Genomic DNA, 18,530 nt, shown 5'->3' with positions numbered 1-18,530 from the left:
AAGAAGCCCGGGCGTTGTCAGACGCCCGGGTTTTGCTTGGGACCTGCCCATGTTGACCCGCCTTTCCGCCTTCTGGGCCCGGATTGAACTTTCCGCTGCTGCCATTCTGGCGGTGGGTGTGACGCTGTTGATCCTGCTTAATGTCGTAACGCGCACGGCGGGTGCGCCGATCTATTGGGTGGATGAGACGGCGATCTACACGATGGTTTGGATGACGTTTCTGGGCGCGTCTGCAGCAATCCAGATGCGGCAGCAAGTGGCGATCACGATCCTGACCGACGCGCTGCCCGGCGGGGCGAAGCGGGTGGCGGCCAAGCTGGTGGACCTGGCGGTTTTTGTCTTTGCGGCGGCGATGCTCTGGTTCTGTTGGCGCTGGTTCAACCCTTGGGCACTGGCGCAGAACGGGTTCGACGTGATGGCGTTTCAGGGAAGCACTTTCAACTTCATCTATGCGGAGCCGACCAGCACTTTGGGTATCTCGAAATGGATCATCTGGCTCGTCATGCCGATCTTTTCCGCCGGCGTGTTCTTGCACGCCACGGCGCATCTGCTCAACTTCGCACCGCCTGAGACCAGCGGCCCGGAGGTCGCCACATGACCCCGGCGCTGTTTTTCGCGAAGCTGCTGTTGGCTGTTCCGGTTGCGGTTGTCCTCGCGCTGACGGCGATGTGGTACATTTGGGAGAGTGACAACACGATCCTCTACGACAGCTTTGCGCAACGGATGTTTTCAGGCGTCGAGGCGTACGGGTTGCTTGCGATCCCGCTCTTCATGCTGACCGGTGAGTTGATGAACGAGGGCGGCATGACCCGTCGCCTGATCCACGCCGCGCGGGTGTTTGTGGGCGGGTTCCGGGGCGGCCTCGCCTATATCAACCTGCTGGCGAATATGTTCATGGCGGCCATTGTGGGCTCCGCTGCGGCGCAGATCGCGGTGATGAGCCGCGCGATGGTGCCTGCGATGGAGGAAGAGGGTACGATCGGGGCTTTGCGGCGGCCACGACGGCGGCGGGCGGATTGCTGGCGCCGGTGATCCCACCCTCGATGCTGTTTGTGATCTACGGGGTGTTGGCGCAGATCCCCATTGGCGACATGTTCCTGGCCGGGATCATTCCTGGCCTGATCCTTTCGGCCTGTTTCGCCATCGTGATTGCCTTGATCGGGTTGAAGCAGCAATTCCCGAAGGGGAGTGGTTGGCCGCGTCCGAGGCCGGGAAGGCCATTCTTTACGCCTTGCCTGCGATGCTGATCCCGGCGGCGATCATTGGCGGGATCATCGGTGGCGTGGCGACTCCGACGGAATCGGCTGCGGTGGCAAGTGTGGTGGCCTTTGCGCTGGGATGGTTGCTGTATCGGGAGTTGGAGCCGCGAAAGCTGTTTGACATGTTCAAGCGCACGGCGCTGAACGCGGCGCTGATCATCTTCATGATTGCGGCCGCGAACGTGTTTGGCTGGGTGATCATCTACGAGGCCGTGCCGCAGCGGCTGGCGGAGTTCATCACCACGATCACGGAAAACCCGTTCCTGTTCCTGCTGATCGTCAATGTGGTTTTGCTGTTCGTGGGTATGGTCATCGACGGGATCGCCGCCATCATTCTGGTCACGCCGATCCTGTTGCCGATTGCCATCGAAAGCTATGGCATCAGCCCGTATCAGTTTGGCGTCGTCATCTCGCTCAACCTGGTACTGGGGCTGCTGACGCCGCCGGTGGGTGTGGGCCTTTATATCGCGTCCGCCATGGGGGAGACGCCGACGGGCCGTATCCTGCGCCAGCTCTGGCCGTTCCTGATTGCGGTGGCATTGGTGTTGATCCTGCTCAGCTACGCGCCCTGGCTGTCGACGGCTTTGATCAGCTAGCGGTGGCGCTTTGAGTGAGGGCCGTGGCCTCTTCCTGCAAGGCCAGCAGGAACAGGCGGGCGGCGGGGGAGAGTTGGGTGTCGCCCCGATGGGTTACACCAATCGGGCCGGACCCGAACGGGAGGTCATAGTCCAGCCGGCTCAGCACCTTCAGCGTCAGGTCAAGCGCTGCGACGGTCCGCGGGACAAGGCCGATCAACGCACCGCTGCTGAGCAAGGCTCGGTTGCTGAGATAGTTGACGCTTTCGACCACCTTGGGCGGTTCATATTGCGCGGCCTCGACGAACATCTCGTCGATCTGGCGGCGCAGGGTGGTCTCGGGCGGGGGCAGTATCCATCCGAAGGGCCGCAGATCGTCAAAGCTGAGGCCCGCGCGTCCGGCCAGCGGGTGATCGGGACCAACCACCAGCACCACATCCTCATGGATCAGGGGGACCTGAACCAGCCCCTTGCGGTGGCGGTGGTGGGGCAGGCGGCCCACGACAAGGTCGACCTCGCCGGTCTGGACGCGTGGCATGAGGGCATCGTTTGTGCCTTCCACCACCCGGATCGTCACATTGGCGCGCTCGGCCAAGACGCGCTGGATCGCAAGGGGCACAAGTTGCGCGGCGCCCGCCAGAAGGGTGCCGACGGTGATACGGCCCGCGCTGCCTTCAGTGATATCTTCCATCTCCTGCGTGGCGTTGGACAATTGGGCGAAGATCAGCTGCGCGTGGCGGATCAGGGCGGCCCCTTGCTCGGTCGCGATGACACCGCGGTTGGTGCGCGTGAACAGGCGCGTGTCGAAGTCGGCCTCAAGCTCTTTGATCATGCGGGTGGCGGCGGGCTGGCTGATATTCTCGGCCTGCGCCGCGGCCTGAATATTGCCAAGCTGTCCGACCGTCACCAGCAGGCTGAGTTGCCGCAGCTTCAGGCGGTTGAGCGCGCGGTTATAGAGGCGGGCCATGTCAGGCGAACCGGATCGGCGAGGAGGCTTGGCGCAGGGCGGCCACGGCTGACATCGCGGCCAGCGCGGAGGAGCGTGGATTGTCCGGCAGACTCTTACCAGTGATGCGGAAGGCCATGGTGCCAAACGCCCCTTCGGCGCGGATATCGTGGATGTTTCCGGTGGCCGTGGGGTCGGCGATCAGCTCCGCCCGTGTGGCGTCGAACCCAAGGCCCGCCAAGGCGACGGCGGCGGCGACATTTGCGTTTTTCGGGTAGGTGAGGGCGGCTTCGCGGGCGGTGCCGACAAAGTGGGTGGCCGGTTTGGATAAGGTCTCCAGATCAAGCGCGTCTTCTGCCGGAGAGCCACGCCAGCCCGCAGGGGGTTTGCGCCCCGAATAGGTCACCGCGCTGAGGCCACCGACCGCCCCGGCCCGCAGGGCATCCAGCGCTCCAATTGCGCCGGAGGCGAGGTGCAATTGCGCGCCGCCCGCTTGTGCGCTGCGTTCAAGCTGCGTGGCAAGATCGGCATCGGCCAGAGCGCCGAGGGACAGGGTCAGCACGTCGATCCCGGCGGATAGGGCCTTTGGGCCGTGTTGGGCCAGCCCGGCATGCCCGGCGCAATCGATCAGAAGGTCGACGGGCGGAAGATCAGCCACATTCGCCACGGCATGGGCTTGGGACCGCCGCAACACCCGACCGACAAGTTCAAGCTCGCCCGGCTGTGCGAGGATCGCGTCGGTCACGTACCCCGCAATTGCGCCCTTTCCGATGATGGCCAGCCGCATCTTGTATCCTTTCCTGATATACGAAGAGCGTCGTATCAAATCCGATGGCTATTCACAAAGTGGATAACTGTGTCTGGAACTTCGACTTCTGTTTGTTAGGGGGCCATGGGAAACAGGTGCGATGTTTGACACCGGCAAAACGCACATAGGCGACAGCCCGATTGACCGGCGCGCCGGGGCGCGGGTGCAGGGGCTGGCTGCTTTGTGGCAGATGTTCGCCTGACCGCGCCGTTGCATGTGTCGTTCGTCCGTTCGCATTTGGCGCATGGCCGCATCACGTCCGTCGAGACGGAGATTGCCCGGGACGTTGATGGTGTTTGCGCCGTACATGTTGGCGGGGATGTGGCCATTGCCCGCGCGCTGAGTGTGAACGAAGTGCTGCCGCTGGAGTGGCGACCGGATTTCCCCGTTCTTGCACAAGATCATGTCGGAGGCCTTGGGCAGCCGATTGCCGCCGTTCTGGCAGAAAGCGCTGCATCGTCTCTCGACGGGGCCGAAGCGGTATCGGTGGAGTTAGAGGAGTTGGGCCCACGCGATCTGCCGCCGGTGGCGCAGAAGCGGTGGCGCACGGGCGATCCAGAGGCGGTCTTTGAAGAGGCGGCTTTCGTGGTGGAGGCCAAGATCCAGCATCCGCGTCTGTTTCCCGCCCCGATGGAGACGCGCGGCATTGCCGTTGAATGGGCCAAAGATGGGCTGACGATCTGGCTTTCGACGCAGACGCCGCACCGGGCGCGCAGCGAATTTGCCAGCATCCTTGGCATCGACCCGGAACGTTTGCATGTGATTGCGCCGGATGTGGGTGGGGCCTTTGGCATGAAGGGTTCGGTCTACCCCGAAGAGGTCTTCGCGGTCTGGGCAGCGCTTCGGCACGAACGCTCCGTGCGGTGGATTGCGACGCGCGGCGAAGACATGCTGTCGGCCACCCAAGGGCGGGGATTGACCAGCCGGGGCCGTCTGGCGGTTGCCCGGGATGGGACATTTCTGGCGCTCAGCGCGCAGGTTGAAGCGCCTTTGGGGGCTTGGCTGCCAAACTCCGGCCTTGTTCCGGCGTGGAACGGCGCCCGCATCTTGCCGGGGCCCTATGCCATTGAAACGGTGGATATTGAAACGCGGGCCGTTGTGGATGGCCCCGGACCCATGGGCATTTACCGGGGTGCAGGGCGGCCCGAAGCGGCCTGTCTGATGGAACGGTTGGTGGAGCTTGCGGCCGCGCGGTTGGATCGGTGTGCCCTGGATTTGCGGATCCAGAATGCGCACCCCTCCGGTGCGCTGCCGGTGCGTACGCCCACGGGCAATGTTCTCGATACCGGCGATTATCCGGCGGCGCTGTATCAAGCGGCGGAGGTGTCGCACTATGCAGAGCTGCTGCGCAAGCGTCGCGTGGCGCGCCAGGACGGACGGCTTTTCGGATTGGGGGCGGCGCTTTATCTGGAGCCCTCCGGCGAGGGTTTTGAAACCGCCCGTGTGACGCTGCAAGGCGATGGCCGCATCCTTGTTGCCAGCGGGTCATCCAGCCAGGGCCATGGGCGCGAGACGGCTTATGCGCAGATCGTGGCGGATGTGTTCGAGGTTGCACCGGATCGGATTACCGTTGTTCAGGGGGATACGCGGACCTGCCCGGCGGGGATTGGGGCCGTCGCCTCCCGCGGGACGGCGATTGGCGGCAGCGCCGTGTTTGCGGCGGCCGAGCGGGTGCGGGCGCGCCAATTGCGCGGCGATGTGGCCCCGATCACGGAAGAGGTGCGCTACGAGAATGAAGGGCAGGCCTGGGGCTATGGTGTCTATGTGGTTGCCGTCGAAATTGACCGGGAAACCGGGGTGCCGGATGTGCAGCATGTCACATGCCTTGATGATGCGGGACGCATCGTGAACCCCGCCTTTGTCGAAGGCCAAGTGCGCGGCGGCTTTGCCCAAGGGTTGGGCGAGGCCTTGATGGAGCAGGTTGTCTACAGCGATGGCCAGCTGCTGAGCGGATCCCTGATGGATTACGCCTTGCCACGCGCCAGCGATATGCCACCGCTCGGCCTGCACAAGTCTGAGACGCCCACGTCGCTGAACGCGCTGGGCGCGAAGGGTGTGGGTGAGGCGGGCACAATCGGAGCGCCTGCCGCGATATTGAACGCGGTGCTCGATGCTTTGGCGCCGCTGGGCGTGGTGCATCTGGATATGCCGCTGACACCCTGCAAGATCTGGACGGCGATCCGTGCTGCGGAAAGGGAAAAGCCATGAAATACAGCCGCTTGGACGCGAAGGATCATGCGCGCGAACATATGCGCGGCATCTGGGCTGCGTGCCTGAACCCGTGGCGCGCGGATGGATCCTTCAACGAAGAAGGGTTCCGGGCGAACATCCGCCATTGGGTTGATGACCTTGGCATTGCGGGTCTGTTCATTGCGGGCAAACAGGGCGAATTTTTTGCCATGTCGCTGGAGGAGCGGAAGCGGAATATCGAGATCGCGGTGGAGGAATGCGACGGGGCGGCGGGCACGATATTCTCGGCCAGTGACCAGAATTTCGAGACGGTGATCGCCCTTGCACAGCACGCGCAGGATTGCGGTGCGGATTACGTGGTGGTGCACGCGCCGGTGCTGCATTTCGTGAGCCACCCCGATGAGGTCCTGTACCAATACTATAAGGCGATTTGCGAGCGTGTGGACATCGGCATCGCGATGTGGAGCCATCCCGACAGCGGCTATATGATGAGCCCTGAGCTGTGCGCGCGGATCGCCGAATTGCCCAATATCGTGGCAATCAAATACTCCGTCCCGCGGCCCATGTATGTGGAGCTGACCCGGTTGGCGGGGGACAAGATCCATGTCTCCACCGCCGATGAGGGCGCGTGGCTCGATAATATCGAGGAGTTGGGCTGGAAGCTGTATCTGTGTTCCTCGCCGCCCTATCAGCTTCAGTCGAAGGTCGATCAACGGATGAACGACTATACGCGGCTGGCGTTTGAAGGGCGGTTTGCAGAGGCCCGCGCGGTGCGCGACAGCCTTGATCCGGTGCGCGAGGCCTTCAAGCGCACGAAACCGGCGGACAAGCCGCAGGCCCATGGCAAATATTGGCAAGACCTGCTGGGGCAGGTCGGTGGCCCCGTGCGCGCGCCGATGCTGAACCTGACGGACGCCGAGAAAGCGGCCACGCGCGCGGCATTTGAGGCGTGCGGGCTGCGCGTGTGATCCGGGCCTAGCTGTTGAAGCGGGCGGCGTTGCGGCAATAGGCCGGGGCGGCGTCGAGTGTGTCGGTTTCCGCTTGCAGGCGCGTGCACGCGGCCTGATCGGAACAGGCGGCGCAGGCCATCACCATTTGCTTGAATTGAGAGGCTTCTTTCGGATCAGTCAGATCGTGGCCGGTGCGTTGGGCCATGCCTTTGACCAGATCCGCGCTGCGATTGAATTTTTCGAAGAACATGTGCGTTCCCTCGCCTGATTGCATGCAGGTTCAGGATAGGGCGTGCGGGGGCGGTGCCTTGATCTGGGTCAAACGGCTCAGATCGGCAGGTTTTCCCGCAGGATCAACTGGGGCTGGGGTGCCGTGACGCGATGGTCCTGGTCGCGGATGGCCGCAGTGAGAGTGGCCAGGACTTCAGCCGCCTCGTTGCGTGCGGATTGGTCGATCACGGCGTCCAGAGTGCCCTCCAGCAGCAGGGCCTTGTTGGGGTCGGTCAGATCATGGGCCACGAAGGTGATGTCGCGCCATCGGTCTGCCGATTTGAGGGCGCGGGCAATGCCCTGGGTGCCGCCGCCTGCGTTGTAGACGGCGACAAGATCGGGGTGATCTGACAGAAGCTCCGCCATCTGGGCCTGGGCTTGATTGCGGTTTTCGCCGCTTTCGCGCACAGCGAGCAGGTTCAAGGCGGGGGCTTCTTCCGCAAGGTATTGGCGCAATCCCATCTCACGCTCCTGATGGCCGCGATAGCTGAGCGAACCTGCAAAAAGGGCGATTTTGCCCTTGGGGCGGGGCCCAAGGAACCGGGTGATGATTTGCCCCGCAAGCCGCCCGGCGCGGGTGTCGTCGATGCCGATATAGGCCAGCCTGCCACTGCCGGGCACGTCGGAGGCGAGGGTGACGAAAGGCGTGCCGCCATGGCCGATCCGGCGAAGCGCGTCCAGCACCAAGGGGTGATCGCGGGCGAGAACGGCAAGCCCATCGGCATGGGTGGCGGCATTTAGTGCGGCCACCATCGCCTCGGGCGAGGAATCTGGGATCTCAGGGAATTCAAGGGTCAGGGCGGGATCGGATTTCGCAAACCGATCCAGGTGATGCCGTAGGTCGTTGACGAAGGCATTGGTGCCCCGTGGCAAAAGAACGGCGAGGTGAACCGGGCGCGGCGCGGTCGGTGTTTCGGCCAGGTAGCCGATCGCATGGGCCGTCTGCAGAACCAGGGCGCGGGTGCGCGGCGAAACGCCCTTGCGGTTGTTCAGGGCGCGGTCCGCCGTGGCGGTCGAGACGTTGGCCGCTTTGGCAAGGTCGTGCAGGGTCGGGCGCATGGGATGATGTAAAATGATGTGATTTCGGCGCGCAAGCGCGGATTTCATCACGTGCAATCGCCGATTTGTTGACGGGTGCGTGCAGTCCCTCCCACATTTGACGGAAGGGAGGCAGGGCAATGCCGAAGGATAGCTACGAGACGCGCGATTATTCCCTGACCGGGCCGGAGGCTGCGCGGGCGGAGGCTTTGGGCCTTGTCTCAGCCGGTTGGTATCACTCCGACGTGCCGCGCAAAGTCATGAAAGAGCTGATGCAGCGCAAGGATGGGCCCGCGACGCGGGATACGATCCTGTGGATTGGGTTGCTGCTGGTCTCAGGCGTGGGCGGCGTGCTGACCTGGGGAACATGGTGGTGCGTGCCGTTTTTTGTCGTCTACGGCGTTCTCTACGGGTCGGCCTGCGACTCACGCTGGCACGAATGCGGGCACGGGACTGCCTTCAAGACGCAATGGAAGAACCGCTGGGTCTATAATCTGGCCAGCTTCATGGTGATGCGGAACCCGGTGGCCTGGCGGTGGAGCCATATGCGCCACCACACCGATACCATCATCGTGGGCCGCGACCCCGAGATTGCGATCATGCGCCCGCCCGATATCGCGCGTAAGGCGCTGCATTTCATCGGCATTCCGGACGTATTCCAGCATTTCGCGATCCTCATGCGGCAGGCTGTGTCTGGCCCCGATGAAGCTGAGCGAGGCTATATCCCCGAAAGCCAGATCCCGAAGGCTATCTTCTGGGCGCGGCTGTTCGTGGGGGTGCATCTGGCGGCGGTCCTGCTCGCGCTGGTCACTTGGTCATTGCTGCCGCTGATGCTGATTGGCGGGCCGCGCATTTATGGGACATGGCACATGGTGCTGACGGGGCTTTTGCAGCATGGCGGGCTGGCGGAGGATGTGTTGGATCACCGCCTGAATTCACGCACGGTGCTGATGAATCCGGTCAGCCGCTGGATCTACTGGAACATGAATTACCATGTGGAGCATCACATGTATCCGGTGGTGCCCTACCATGCCCTGCCGCGCCTGCACGAGGCGATCAAGCACGATCTGCCTGCGCCCGATCCGTCGATGTTTCATGCCTACCGCGACATGTTGGGGGCGCTCCGGCGGATGCGACAGGAGCCGGGCTATTACCTACGCCGGGAGCTTCCGCCGACGGCCAAGCCGTACCGGGAGGAGTTTCATGGGGCCGATGCGGTGCCGGCGGCGGAATGAGTGATCTGTCCGGGAAAGTCGTTCTTGTGACTGGCGCTGCACGCGGGATCGGCGCGGCGATTGTGGCGGCTTGCGAACGGGCGGGGGCCGGAGTGATCGGCGTGGATCGCGACCCGTGCAGTGGGATCGAGGCCGATTTGGCGGAGCCGGACGCGCCGGAGCGCGTGATGGCCGAGGCTATTGCGCAGGCGGGCCGGGTCGACGGGCTGGTGAATGCGGCCGGGATTACCACGCGCGCCTCGTTCGAGGATGCCGATGTGGCGCGGTTCGATGCCTTGGTGGCTGTGAACTTTCGCGCTCCGTTTTTCCTGATGGCGGGGTTGATCCGACACCTAAAGGGACGGGGCGCGCCGGGGGCGATCGTGAATATCCAGTCAATGAATGCCCATTGCGGGGTGCCTGACCTGGCGATTTATGCGGGCACCAAGGGGGGCTTGCAGACGCTTACGAAGAATGCCGCGCAGCACCATATGGCGGACCGTATCCGGGTAAACGGGATCAACCTGGGCTGGGTCGCGACGGAGACGGAGGCCGCGCTTCATGCCGCCGAGAAAGGGCCGGAATGGCTGGCCGCGCAGGGCGAAGCGCAGCCGCTGGGACGGTTCGTCACGGCTGAGGAATGTGCCGCGCAAGCCGTTTGGATGCTGTCCGATGCCTCCGCCCCGATGACAGGGCGTTTGCGTGGATCTGGAGCAATGGGTCGCGGGCGCGCCGCCATGTTAGGCGGGAGGCGCGGTCGAACCGCGAACAACCAGTTCGACAGGCACAATCTCATCAATGCGGGATCGGCCGTGCGGGACCCTCATTTGCTCCAACAGGCGCTCCGCCGCCGTGCGGCCCAACCGTTCACGATCCTGTCGGATGGTCGTCAGGGCGGGCACGTAACTGCCTGCCATATCGATATCGTCGAAGCCGATGACCGAGATATCTTCGGGCACGCGCAAGCCACCGGCCACGAGCCCGGCGATCAGCCCGAACGCGACCATGTCGGCGGCACAGAAGACGGCGGTGGGGCGATCTTCCATGACGAGAATGCGCTCGGCGGCCATGTGACCGGAGCCCAACGAAAAGTCGCCCCGGATGATCCATTCATCGCGGGCGGGCAAGGCAAGGCGCGCGCGTTCCTCAATCATGCCCTTGCGCCGCTCAGCCGTCAGCACGTTCCCGGCAGGCCCGGTGACATGCGCAATCTTGCGATGCCCAAGCTCCGCAAGGTGCCGGATCGCCAGCCGGGAGCCTTCGGCATTGTCGCACATGATGATCGGAAATTCGGCGCCGTTGACCCATTCGCACAAAAAGACGATCCGGTCCGCGACGCCCTGGTGGTGGCATTGGTCCAGCGTTTGTGGGGCAAGGCTGCCGTCCAGCGATATCACGCCGTCAACACGGCCTTGGGTGAAGTTGCCGACCAGCTCCCCTTCGGCCAGAGGCGTATTCTCGGTGTCTGTGATCAGCACCGCATAATCCGTTCCGGCAAAGCCCTGAGAAATGCCGCGCAGGATCGCGGAATAGAAGGGCTTTCCGAGGTTCGGCACCAGCACCAGCACCGCGCCCGCGCGCTGCATCCGCAGGTTTCGCGCCGCGTGGTTCACGCGGTAGCCTGTGGTCTTGATCGCCTCCATCACCTGTTTGCGCGTCCGCTCGGACAGCAGGCCGGGGTTCGACAGCGCACGGCTGACCGTCGCGGTCGAAACCTTCGCCGCCTGGGCCACATCCTGAATGGTCGCGCTTTTGGGGGCCATTTTCATCCCTTGATGCCGAAAACGCCGCTTGACACGAATCTGTTTCCGCTTCGAGTATGTAATCGATTTCATATTTCGCAAAGCGTTTATCGCAAGCATCTGAAATCGATTACACGGGAGGGCGGGCTGATCACGGCAGCCGCGACATATCAGGGGATTTCTCCGGGGCTGAAGTTCTGGTCGTAGGTGCGAGCCGCGGCGGGATCGGGACAGCGATTGCAGGTGCGTTCCGCGATGCCGGTGCGCAGGTGCGGATTACCGGGGTCGAGGCCGCGCCGGACCCGGATGAGGGATTTGCCTACACGCAGCTGGATGTCACCGACACCAAGGCAGTGCGGGCCTATGCCGGAGGGATCGACCGGCTTGATGTTCTTGTGAATTGCGCGGCCATCACCCGGCGCGGGGAAGAGATGGACCCGGAGTTCTTCGCTCACGTTCTGAACGTGAATCTCGTGGGCTCCCTTCGGTGTGCTGAGGCGTTGCAAGGTGCGCTGAAAGGCGGCGCGGTGATCAATATCGCGTCGATGTATGCGCGCTTTGGCTCACCCCGGAATCCGGCTTACGGCGCGTCCAAGGCGGGGGTGGAGCAGATGACGAAATCGCTCGCCATCGCCTGGGCCGGTGACGGCATCCGCGTCAACGCCATCGCGCCCGGGTTCATCGTGACGGAGCAATCTGCCCGCGCTCGGCAGGATGAGAGTTTCACCAAGGGCGTCGAAGCCCGCACGCCCATGGGCCGTTGGGGCCAGCCCGGCGATATCGCGGGGGCTGCGATGTTTTTGGCAAGCGACGCGGCGGGGTTCATCACCGGCGTCACGCTGCCGGTCGACGGGGGATATTCGGTTGTCTGAGAGGGGCTTATGACGGATTTCTCGAAGCTTTGCGCGGCGGTGATCGGAACGGGGTTCATCGGCACGGTCCACACGCAAGCTCTGCGCCGATTGGGCGTGCAGGTGAAAGGGGTTCTCGGGTCCTCCCCAGAGCGTGGCGCAGCACGGGCGGCCGAGATCGGCGTCGCCCATGCCTACGCCACGCTCGAGGAGTTGCTGGCGGATGACGCGGTGGACGTGGTCCACGTCACCTCGCCCAACCACGCCCATTACGGGCAGGTGAAGGCTATCTTGCAGGCCGGAAAGCACGTGATCTGCGAGAAGCCTTTGGCGATGACGAGTGCTGAGTCCGCCGAGATGGTGGAAATCGCCAGGACCTCAGGCAAGGTGGCCGCCGTTTGCTACAACATTCGCTTTTATCCCCTGAACCAGCAGGCCCACGGGATGGTGCGAGCGGGGGAGCTTGGGGATATTCGGTTTGTGACGGGCCATTACCATCAGGATTGGCTGGCCAAGCCCACCGATTGGAATTGGCGGTTGGTGGCGGAAGAGGGCGGCACTCTGCGCTCCGTCGGCGATATCGGAACGCATTGGGTGGACCTGACGAGCTTCGTAACGGGGCTGAAGGCCGAAGCTGTGATGGCGGAACTAGCGACCTTTATCCCAGAGCGGGCAAAGCCAGTTGGACCGGTGGAGACCTTTTCTTCGGCGGCCGGCGCGACCGAAACCGCCCTGATCAACACCGACGACGCTGCGATGATCGTGATCCGATATGCCGGTGGCGCGCGCGGGGTGATGAGCACGTCGCAGATCAACATGGGCCGCAAAAACTCCCTGCAATGGGATGTGGCAGGCGCGAAGGCTTCCGCCGCGTGGGACAGCGAGACGCCGGATCATTTGTTCATCGGGCATCGAGACCGCGCCAATGAAACCCTCATGCGGGACTTCACGCTGATGAACGACACGGGCGTTGCGGCGGCGACCTTGCCGCCCGGCCATGTGGAAGGTTTCGCAGACAGTTTCTTCAACTTTTTCAGGGCTGTGTACGCGGATGTTGATGCGGGCGAGCGGCAAGAGAATAGCACATGGGCCACCTTTGATGATGGCCATTACGAGATGCGCTTTTGCGACGCGGTGGTGCTGAGTGCGCGCGAAAACCGCTGGGTGCGGCTGGATGAGATCGGGGGTAAGGCATGAAACTTGGGCTACTGACGGCACCGTTTGAGGACAGCGACCTGATGGACGTCGCGGCGTGGTCCGGGGCGAATGGCTTCTCGGCCTTCGAGGTTGCATGCTGGCCCGCCAGTGGCGGCGAGGCGCGGCGATATGCTGGCACGTCTCATATCAACGTCGATGGGCTGAATGCAGCGCAAGGCGAGGAGATCAAGGGCGGACTGGCCGCGCATGGGATCGAGATTTCGGGCCTCGGTTACTACCCCAACCCGCTGCACGCCGATGCGGATCACCGGGACGAGGTGATCGGCCATCTGATGAAGGTCATCACGGCGGCGGGTACGATGGGTGTGCCGATTGTGAACACGTTTGTTGGCGGGGATCGGACGCTGAACGTCGATGAAAACTGGGCGCGGGCGGTTGAGATCTTCAACCCCATCGTCGCCCATGCGCAGGCCTCAGGCGTGCGGCTGTGCTTTGAAAACTGCCCAATGATCTTCAGCTATGATGAATGGCCGGGCGGTCACAACATCGCCTACAGCCCGAAAATCTGGCGGCGCATTTTCGAACAATGGGGGGATGCTGTCGGCATGAATTTCGACCCCAGCCACCTGATCTGGCAGTTCATCGACCAGACTTGCTTCATCAAGGAATTCGGGGGCCAGATGGCCCATGTCCACGCCAAGGACGTGATGGTGGATCGCGACGGGCTCTATGAGAATGGCGTGATGTCGACGGGCATGGGGTGGCAGATCCCGCGCCTGTGTGGCCTCGGCGATGTGGACTGGAGCGACTTTTTCAGCGGGCTCTACCGCGCAGGCTACGACGGCCCCATTATCATCGAGCATGAGGATCGCCTGTTTGAAGGCACGGACGAAAAGGTCAAACGCGGGTTCCTGCTGGCCCGCGACGTTTTGCAACCATTCATCAAGTAGAGGGTGCCAAGCCCCGGACTTTGTTTTGTAATCCCAAGGGAGGAAGACCAATGAAGAGACTTCTTACAACCGCCGCCGCTTTGGCCATGCTGGCCCCCGGCGCGGCATTTGCCGATGGCCATGCGGCCTACACAATCGGCGTGTCGAACACCGTGCAAGGCAATGGCTGGCGCGAACAGATGATCTGCGCCATGCGCGCCCAAGCGGCCGTCGAAGGGGACGTGGCCGAGCTGATCGTGGCGCACCGGAACACGGATGCGGCGGGTCAGCTTGAGGATCTAAACAACCTGATCGAGGCGGGTGTGGACGCCATCGTGCTGAACCCGTCGAACCCCGACGCGCTGAACTCCGCGCTGGATGCGGCGATGGAGGCCGGGATCGTGGTGGTCGCAGTAGATGCCGGTGTGACGGCGGAAGGGGCCTACATCCTGTCCAACAATCAGGAAGAATATGCCTATCTCGGCGCGCGGTGGCTGTTTGAGCAGTTGGGTGGTGAAGGTGCTGTCGTCTACATGCGCGGGATCGCTGGTGTTTCGGCGGATACCGACCGCGACAATGGCTTCCAGCGCGCTTTGGCCGAATATCCCGGCATCGAGGTCGTGCACGAGGTCTTCACGGGCTGGCAGCAGGACCAGGGCAAGCAGCAGATGTTTGATTTCCTTGCAACCGGCATTCCGTTTGATGGTGTCTGGACCTCCGGCATCGACAACGTGATCGTAGATGCCTTCGTGGAATCCGGCGCGCCGCTGGTGCCGATCGTGGGCGCGGATAACGCGGGCTTCGTGCAGTACCTGGCCGAGACCGAGGGTCTTCAGGGCGCGGCTGTTACTAACCCCGGCTCTGTCGGGGGCGCGGGCATCGCGCTGGCCGTGGATATCCTGAACGGCGAGGCGCCAGCGGAAAGCACCGTGCTGGTTGATCCGGTTCTCTGGGAAAATACGACTGCCGAAGGGCAAGAGATCATCGCGGGCGCCCTGAACCCGAACCTTGATCCGGAATGGCCGGTCTCGGTCTCCATCCCCGGTTGGACGGATTATTCGATGGAAGAGATCATCGCCTGCGAAGGCTGATCTGAGCCTTTGAAAACGGGTGTCCCGCCGTGCGTGTGGGGCACCCCAGCCAATAGACAAACCTCCGGGGCGCGAGATGAGCAGGACGGAACCACAAGCGCTTTTGGATGCGACCGGCGTGGCCAAGAGCTTTGGCGCGGTGCGGGCGCTGACGGATGCGAGCCTGCACGTCTCGCCGGGGAAGTTGTTGCCCTGATGGGGGCAAACGGCGCAGGCAAATCGACCTTCGTGAAAATCATCACCGGAGCTTTGCGGCCCGATGCGGGCACGGTCTTGATCCGGGGCAAGCCCGCGCAGGTGGGTAGCCCCGCGCAAGCGCGACGGTCCGGGTTGGTGCCTGTCTATCAGGAACCTTCGTTGATCCCCGATCTGGATGTGGCCGACAACTTGCGCCTTGGTGATACGCCGGTGGAGCCGTTCCGGCATTGGGTCAGTGAATTGGGGATCGAGGGGCTGAGGCTGGATCACATGATCGCGGACCTGCCGCTGGCGACCCTGCGTATTCTTGATCTGGCGCGCGCGATTGCGGCAAAGCCGGACGTTTTGATGCTGGACGAGATGACGGCTGCCTTGCCGACGGATCTGGTGGAGAAGGTGCTAAAGGTCGTGCGCGGGCAGGCGGATGAGGGGCGTGGGGTGATCTACATTTCCCACCGTTTCACAGAAATCCAGGAGTTGTGCGACAGCGCGACCGTTTTGCGCGATGGGCGCACGGTGGGCGATCTGAAGATCGAGCCTGGGGCCGAAGAACAGGTTGTGGAACTGATGCTGGGGGCGAAGATCGACCTTGGCAAAGCGGCGGCGCGTGCGCGTCATGTGAACGAGGGCGCGCCGCGGCTGAGCGCGCGGGGTCTGGCGGTTGCGCCAAAGGTGACGGACGTGTCGTTCGACCTCTACCCTGGTGAGGTTCTCGGCGTCGTGGCGCTGGAAGGGCAGGGGCAGGACGAGGTCTTTGAAGTGCTGTCTGGCTTCCGCAAGGCCACTGGCGGCACGCTGGAGGTCGATGGAGATGCGGTCAGTTTCAATCACCCGTCGCAGGCCATCGCAAAGGGCCTGACCTTCGTGCCGGGCGACAGAGCCGAGGCCCTGATGCGCGAGCGGTCCGTGCGCGAGAATATCGCTTTGCCGTTTTCGGCACGGTTGCGCGATTGGGGTCCGCTGAAAGGCAGGCAGGAGCGTGCGCGCGTGGCCCATGCGATCGATAAGCTTCAGATTGATACGCGTGCCCAGGGCGAGGTGCAGCGCCTGTCCGGCGGCAATCAGCAGAAGGTGACCATCGGGCGGTGGCTGGCCCATGGGGTTGAAACGCTGCTGCTGTTCGACCCGACCCGCGGCATCGATGTGCGCACCAAGCGGCAGATTTACCCGCTTGTACGCGAGTTGGCAGAACAGGGCGCGGCTGTGTTGTACTACACCTCTGAACTGGAGGAAGTGCCCTTGGCCTGCGACCGCGCCGTGGTGATCTTCAACGGCCGAGTTGCGGATGTGATCGACGCGGCGGACGCCGATGAACAGACCTTGATGCGCGCGGCCTATGGGCTGACCGAAGCGAAAGCCGCCTCATGAGCATGGTGCGGAAAAATGCGTGGGTCATGGGGTTGGTGGGGCTGCTGGCCGTGCTTCTGATCGTGACCAAGCTGATCCAACCGAGTTTCGGGGCCACAGGCCTCGAAAGCCTCGCCCGCGCCGCCTTGCCCTTTGCCTTCGCCACGGCGGGTATGGCGATTGTGGTGATCGTGGGCGGCATTGATCTGTCGATTGCATCGATCATGGCGGTGTGCGGGGTGACGGCGGCGGTGCTGATGCAGAGCATGGGGGCCGTTCCTGCGGTCGCCATCACATTGGCACTTGGCGGATTGATGGGGGCGATCAACGGCGGGCTTATCGTGGTGACGAAGGTGCCCGACATCGTCGTCACACTGGCGATGCTTTTTGTGTGGGAAGGGGTCGCCTTGCTGATCCTGGAGACGCCCGGCGGCACCGTTGCGCCCGGGTTGCGGGCGCTGATCAACGGCTCCCTTATCCCGTTTCTTCCCAATGCCTTACTGGTCATCGTGATTGCCGTCGCCCTTGTCTGGGTGCCTGTGCGCCGTTCCAAGCTTGGGCTCTCGATTTATGCCGTGGGTTCGGATGAATTGGCCGCCTTCCGCTCCGGCGTATCCGTGGGCTGGACCAAGGTTGCCGCCTATGCGTTGGCCGGCGTGCTGGCGGCGATGGGTGGCCTGAGCCTGATCATGCTGACCGGCATCGGAGAGCCTGTGCCCGGCCCCTACCTGCTGGCCTCGGTCGCTGCTGTGGTGTTGGGCGGCGTGATGCTGGGCGGCGGGCGCGGCGGACTGCTCGGCCCGATCATCGCGGTCTTTATCCTGCGTATCATCCGCACGATCCTGACGCTGGCGAATGTGGATCCGAACGTTACGACGATTGTGGAAGGTGTGGTGATGGTCGCCGTGGTGATGTTGGGCGCAGTGCTGACCTACCGAGGACGGCGGACATGAGCGATACACGCATCCACGCGGAAGCTGCGGAAGAACGTGGCCTCGTCCGCCTTGGCCGTTTCTTGCGGGACAATCCGGTCATCCCGCTGATCCTGTTCCTGATCCTGCTGATTTTCGCGCATTTCTACGTTGTCATGCCGCTCAGGACAGGCCGCACCGGAGCGCTGTCGGCCTTCTGGGTCAACAACCTGATCAAATTTGCGATCCCGCTTGCGATGTTGGCGGCCTGTCAGGTGCTGACGATGCTGACGGCGGGCATCGACCTGTCTGCGGGCATCGTTGCCACCATCGCGGCCTTCGTCTGTGCCACGCTGTCACCCTTGATCGGTGTGCCGGGGGCGGTGGCGATTGCCATGGCCTGCGGCGTTGTCGTTGGGCTGGTGAACGGGTTTGGAGTGGGCGTGGTGCGGGTGCATCCGCTGATCATGACCCTCGGCACGGGTCTGATCGCCACCGGCTGCTTGCAGGTCTACCAGCGCTTCGTGATCTCCACCGGCACATTGGTGCCGGAGTTCCTCGTCTGGCTCGGCACTGGACGCACGGCGGGCCTGCCCAATGGCCTGTTCCTGTTCCTACCGTTTGCCGCCTTCATCCTCTGGCTCATGCGCTTCACGGGTTTCGGCCGGTTGCTGTTTGCGCTTGGCTCGAACGAGAATGCGGCCAAGCTGAGTGGCGTGAAAAGCTGGCAGGTGTTTCTCGCCCTTTACGCGCTGTCGGGTGTGATCGCGGCCCTTGCAGGCCTGCTTTACCTTGGCATGATCCGCACGCCGTCGCTGCAACTGGCGAACCCGCTGCTTTTGCCAAGCGTTGCGGCAGCTGTGATTGGGGGCACCTCCATCTTCGGCGGGCGTGGCAGTTTCGCCGGTGCCATCGTTGGCGCGTTGATCCTGCGCGTGATCGACACGATGCTGACGCTGTTGCAGATGCCCGAAGGCGCGCGCATCGCGCTCTTTGGGTTGATCATTCTGCTGGTCACGGCGCTTTATGTGAGGATTACGGGGAGTAGGTAGC

Annotated in this window: 16 protein-coding genes and 2 pseudogenes; 13 read left to right on the top strand and 5 right to left on the bottom strand. The window is 63.3% G+C overall.

Annotation, left to right across the window (positions count from 1 at the left end; genetic code table 11):
- The first annotated feature begins 49 nt into the window (after positions 1–49).
- Together ACZ1HK_RS05580 and ACZ1HK_RS05575 are read left to right on the top strand one after the other, a co-directional pair.
- Positions 50–598 carry a TRAP transporter small permease gene (locus ACZ1HK_RS05580; RefSeq protein ID WP_472627823.1) on the top strand — a complete coding sequence of 183 codons (549 nt, stop codon included), beginning with the start codon at positions 50–52 and terminating at the stop codon, positions 596–598.
- A pseudogene (locus ACZ1HK_RS05575) lies at positions 595–1,855 on the top strand (TRAP transporter large permease). The gene ACZ1HK_RS05580 and the pseudogene ACZ1HK_RS05575 overlap by 4 nt, the downstream one beginning before the upstream one ends.
- Here ACZ1HK_RS05575 and ACZ1HK_RS05570 read toward each other — a convergent pair.
- Both ACZ1HK_RS05570 and ACZ1HK_RS05565 read right to left on the bottom strand, forming a co-directional pair.
- Complete coding sequence (locus tag ACZ1HK_RS05570) at positions 1,848–2,801, bottom strand: LysR substrate-binding domain-containing protein (protein WP_472627822.1); 954 nt, start codon at positions 2,799–2,801, stop codon at positions 1,848–1,850. The pseudogene ACZ1HK_RS05575 and the gene ACZ1HK_RS05570 sit on opposite strands and share 8 nt — an antisense overlap.
- 1 nt (position 2,802) lies before the next feature.
- The gene (locus ACZ1HK_RS05565) at positions 2,803–3,567 is read right to left on the bottom strand and encodes an aspartate dehydrogenase (protein ID WP_472627821.1); all 765 of its coding nucleotides are present in this window, start codon (positions 3,565–3,567) and stop codon (positions 2,803–2,805) included.
- Between the two features lie 204 nt (positions 3,568–3,771).
- On the opposite strand from ACZ1HK_RS05565, the gene ACZ1HK_RS05560 reads away from it, so the two are divergent.
- Positions 3,772–5,796 (top strand): xanthine dehydrogenase family protein molybdopterin-binding subunit, encoded by a 2,025-nt coding sequence (locus ACZ1HK_RS05560; protein WP_472627820.1) that lies wholly within the window; start codon positions 3,772–3,774, stop codon positions 5,794–5,796.
- Entirely contained in the window at positions 5,793–6,746 is a 954-nt protein-coding gene (locus ACZ1HK_RS05555) for a dihydrodipicolinate synthase family protein (protein WP_472627819.1), read from the top strand. Before ACZ1HK_RS05560 ends, ACZ1HK_RS05555 begins: the two co-directional genes overlap by 4 nt.
- A 7-nt stretch (positions 6,747–6,753) precedes the next feature.
- Here ACZ1HK_RS05555 and ACZ1HK_RS05550 read toward each other — a convergent pair whose 3' ends face one another.
- A complete protein-coding gene (locus tag ACZ1HK_RS05550) occupies positions 6,754–6,978 on the bottom strand; it encodes a DUF6455 family protein (RefSeq protein WP_472627818.1) in 225 nt (74 codons plus the stop codon).
- Between the two features lie 77 nt (positions 6,979–7,055).
- Positions 7,056–8,057, bottom strand: a complete 1,002-nt coding sequence (locus ACZ1HK_RS05545) for a LacI family DNA-binding transcriptional regulator (RefSeq protein ID WP_472627817.1) — start codon at positions 8,055–8,057, stop codon at positions 7,056–7,058.
- A 119-nt stretch (positions 8,058–8,176) separates the two neighbouring features.
- On the opposite strand from ACZ1HK_RS05545, the gene ACZ1HK_RS05540 reads away from it, so the two are divergent.
- Together ACZ1HK_RS05540 and ACZ1HK_RS05535 are read left to right on the top strand one after the other, a co-directional pair.
- Positions 8,177–9,271: a fatty acid desaturase family protein gene (locus tag ACZ1HK_RS05540; RefSeq protein WP_472627816.1), complete on the top strand. Its 1,095-nt coding sequence runs from the start codon at positions 8,177–8,179 to the stop codon at positions 9,269–9,271.
- Positions 9,268–9,888 (top strand): annotated as a pseudogene (locus ACZ1HK_RS05535) (SDR family NAD(P)-dependent oxidoreductase); the annotation flags it as partial. The gene ACZ1HK_RS05540 and the pseudogene ACZ1HK_RS05535, both read left to right, overlap by 4 nt.
- Before the next feature lie 102 nt (positions 9,889–9,990).
- Here ACZ1HK_RS05535 and ACZ1HK_RS05530 read toward each other — a convergent pair.
- Positions 9,991–11,013 carry a LacI family DNA-binding transcriptional regulator gene (locus ACZ1HK_RS05530; RefSeq protein WP_472627815.1) on the bottom strand — a complete coding sequence of 341 codons (1,023 nt, stop codon included), beginning with the start codon at positions 11,011–11,013 and terminating at the stop codon, positions 9,991–9,993.
- Positions 11,014–11,117: 104 nt separating this feature from the next.
- On the opposite strand from ACZ1HK_RS05530, the gene ACZ1HK_RS05525 reads away from it, so the two are divergent.
- The 7 genes from ACZ1HK_RS05525 to ACZ1HK_RS05495 all read left to right on the top strand — a co-directional run bounded on the left by ACZ1HK_RS05525 (position 11,118) and on the right by ACZ1HK_RS05495 (position 18,529).
- Positions 11,118–11,864, top strand: coding sequence for an SDR family NAD(P)-dependent oxidoreductase (locus tag ACZ1HK_RS05525; protein WP_472627890.1), 747 nt, complete (start codon positions 11,118–11,120; stop codon positions 11,862–11,864).
- Positions 11,865–11,873: 9 nt separating this feature from the next.
- A complete protein-coding gene (locus ACZ1HK_RS05520) occupies positions 11,874–13,040 on the top strand; it encodes a Gfo/Idh/MocA family protein (protein WP_472627814.1) in 1,167 nt (388 codons plus the stop codon).
- Positions 13,037–13,951 carry a sugar phosphate isomerase/epimerase family protein gene (locus ACZ1HK_RS05515; protein ID WP_472627813.1) on the top strand — a complete coding sequence of 305 codons (915 nt, stop codon included), beginning with the start codon at positions 13,037–13,039 and terminating at the stop codon, positions 13,949–13,951. Before ACZ1HK_RS05520 ends, ACZ1HK_RS05515 begins: the two co-directional genes overlap by 4 nt.
- A gap of 50 nt (positions 13,952–14,001) precedes the next feature.
- On the top strand, positions 14,002–15,021 hold the full coding sequence (locus ACZ1HK_RS05510; protein ID WP_472627812.1) for an ABC transporter substrate-binding protein: 1,020 nt from the start codon (positions 14,002–14,004) through the stop codon (positions 15,019–15,021).
- Between the two features lie 195 nt (positions 15,022–15,216).
- Positions 15,217–16,587: a sugar ABC transporter ATP-binding protein gene (locus ACZ1HK_RS05505; protein WP_472627811.1), complete on the top strand. Its 1,371-nt coding sequence runs from the start codon at positions 15,217–15,219 to the stop codon at positions 16,585–16,587.
- On the top strand, positions 16,584–17,519 hold the full coding sequence (locus tag ACZ1HK_RS05500) for an ABC transporter permease (RefSeq protein WP_472627810.1): 936 nt from the start codon (positions 16,584–16,586) through the stop codon (positions 17,517–17,519). Before ACZ1HK_RS05505 ends, ACZ1HK_RS05500 begins: the two co-directional genes overlap by 4 nt.
- On the top strand, positions 17,516–18,529 hold the full coding sequence (locus tag ACZ1HK_RS05495) for an ABC transporter permease (RefSeq protein ID WP_472627809.1): 1,014 nt from the start codon (positions 17,516–17,518) through the stop codon (positions 18,527–18,529). Before ACZ1HK_RS05500 ends, ACZ1HK_RS05495 begins: the two co-directional genes overlap by 4 nt.
- The last annotated feature ends 1 nt before the right edge of the window (position 18,530 follow it).

The sequence above is a fragment of the Gymnodinialimonas sp. JB5-7 genome, from assembly GCF_055693405.1.
This window is presented reverse-complemented; position numbering and strand designations above follow the sequence as displayed.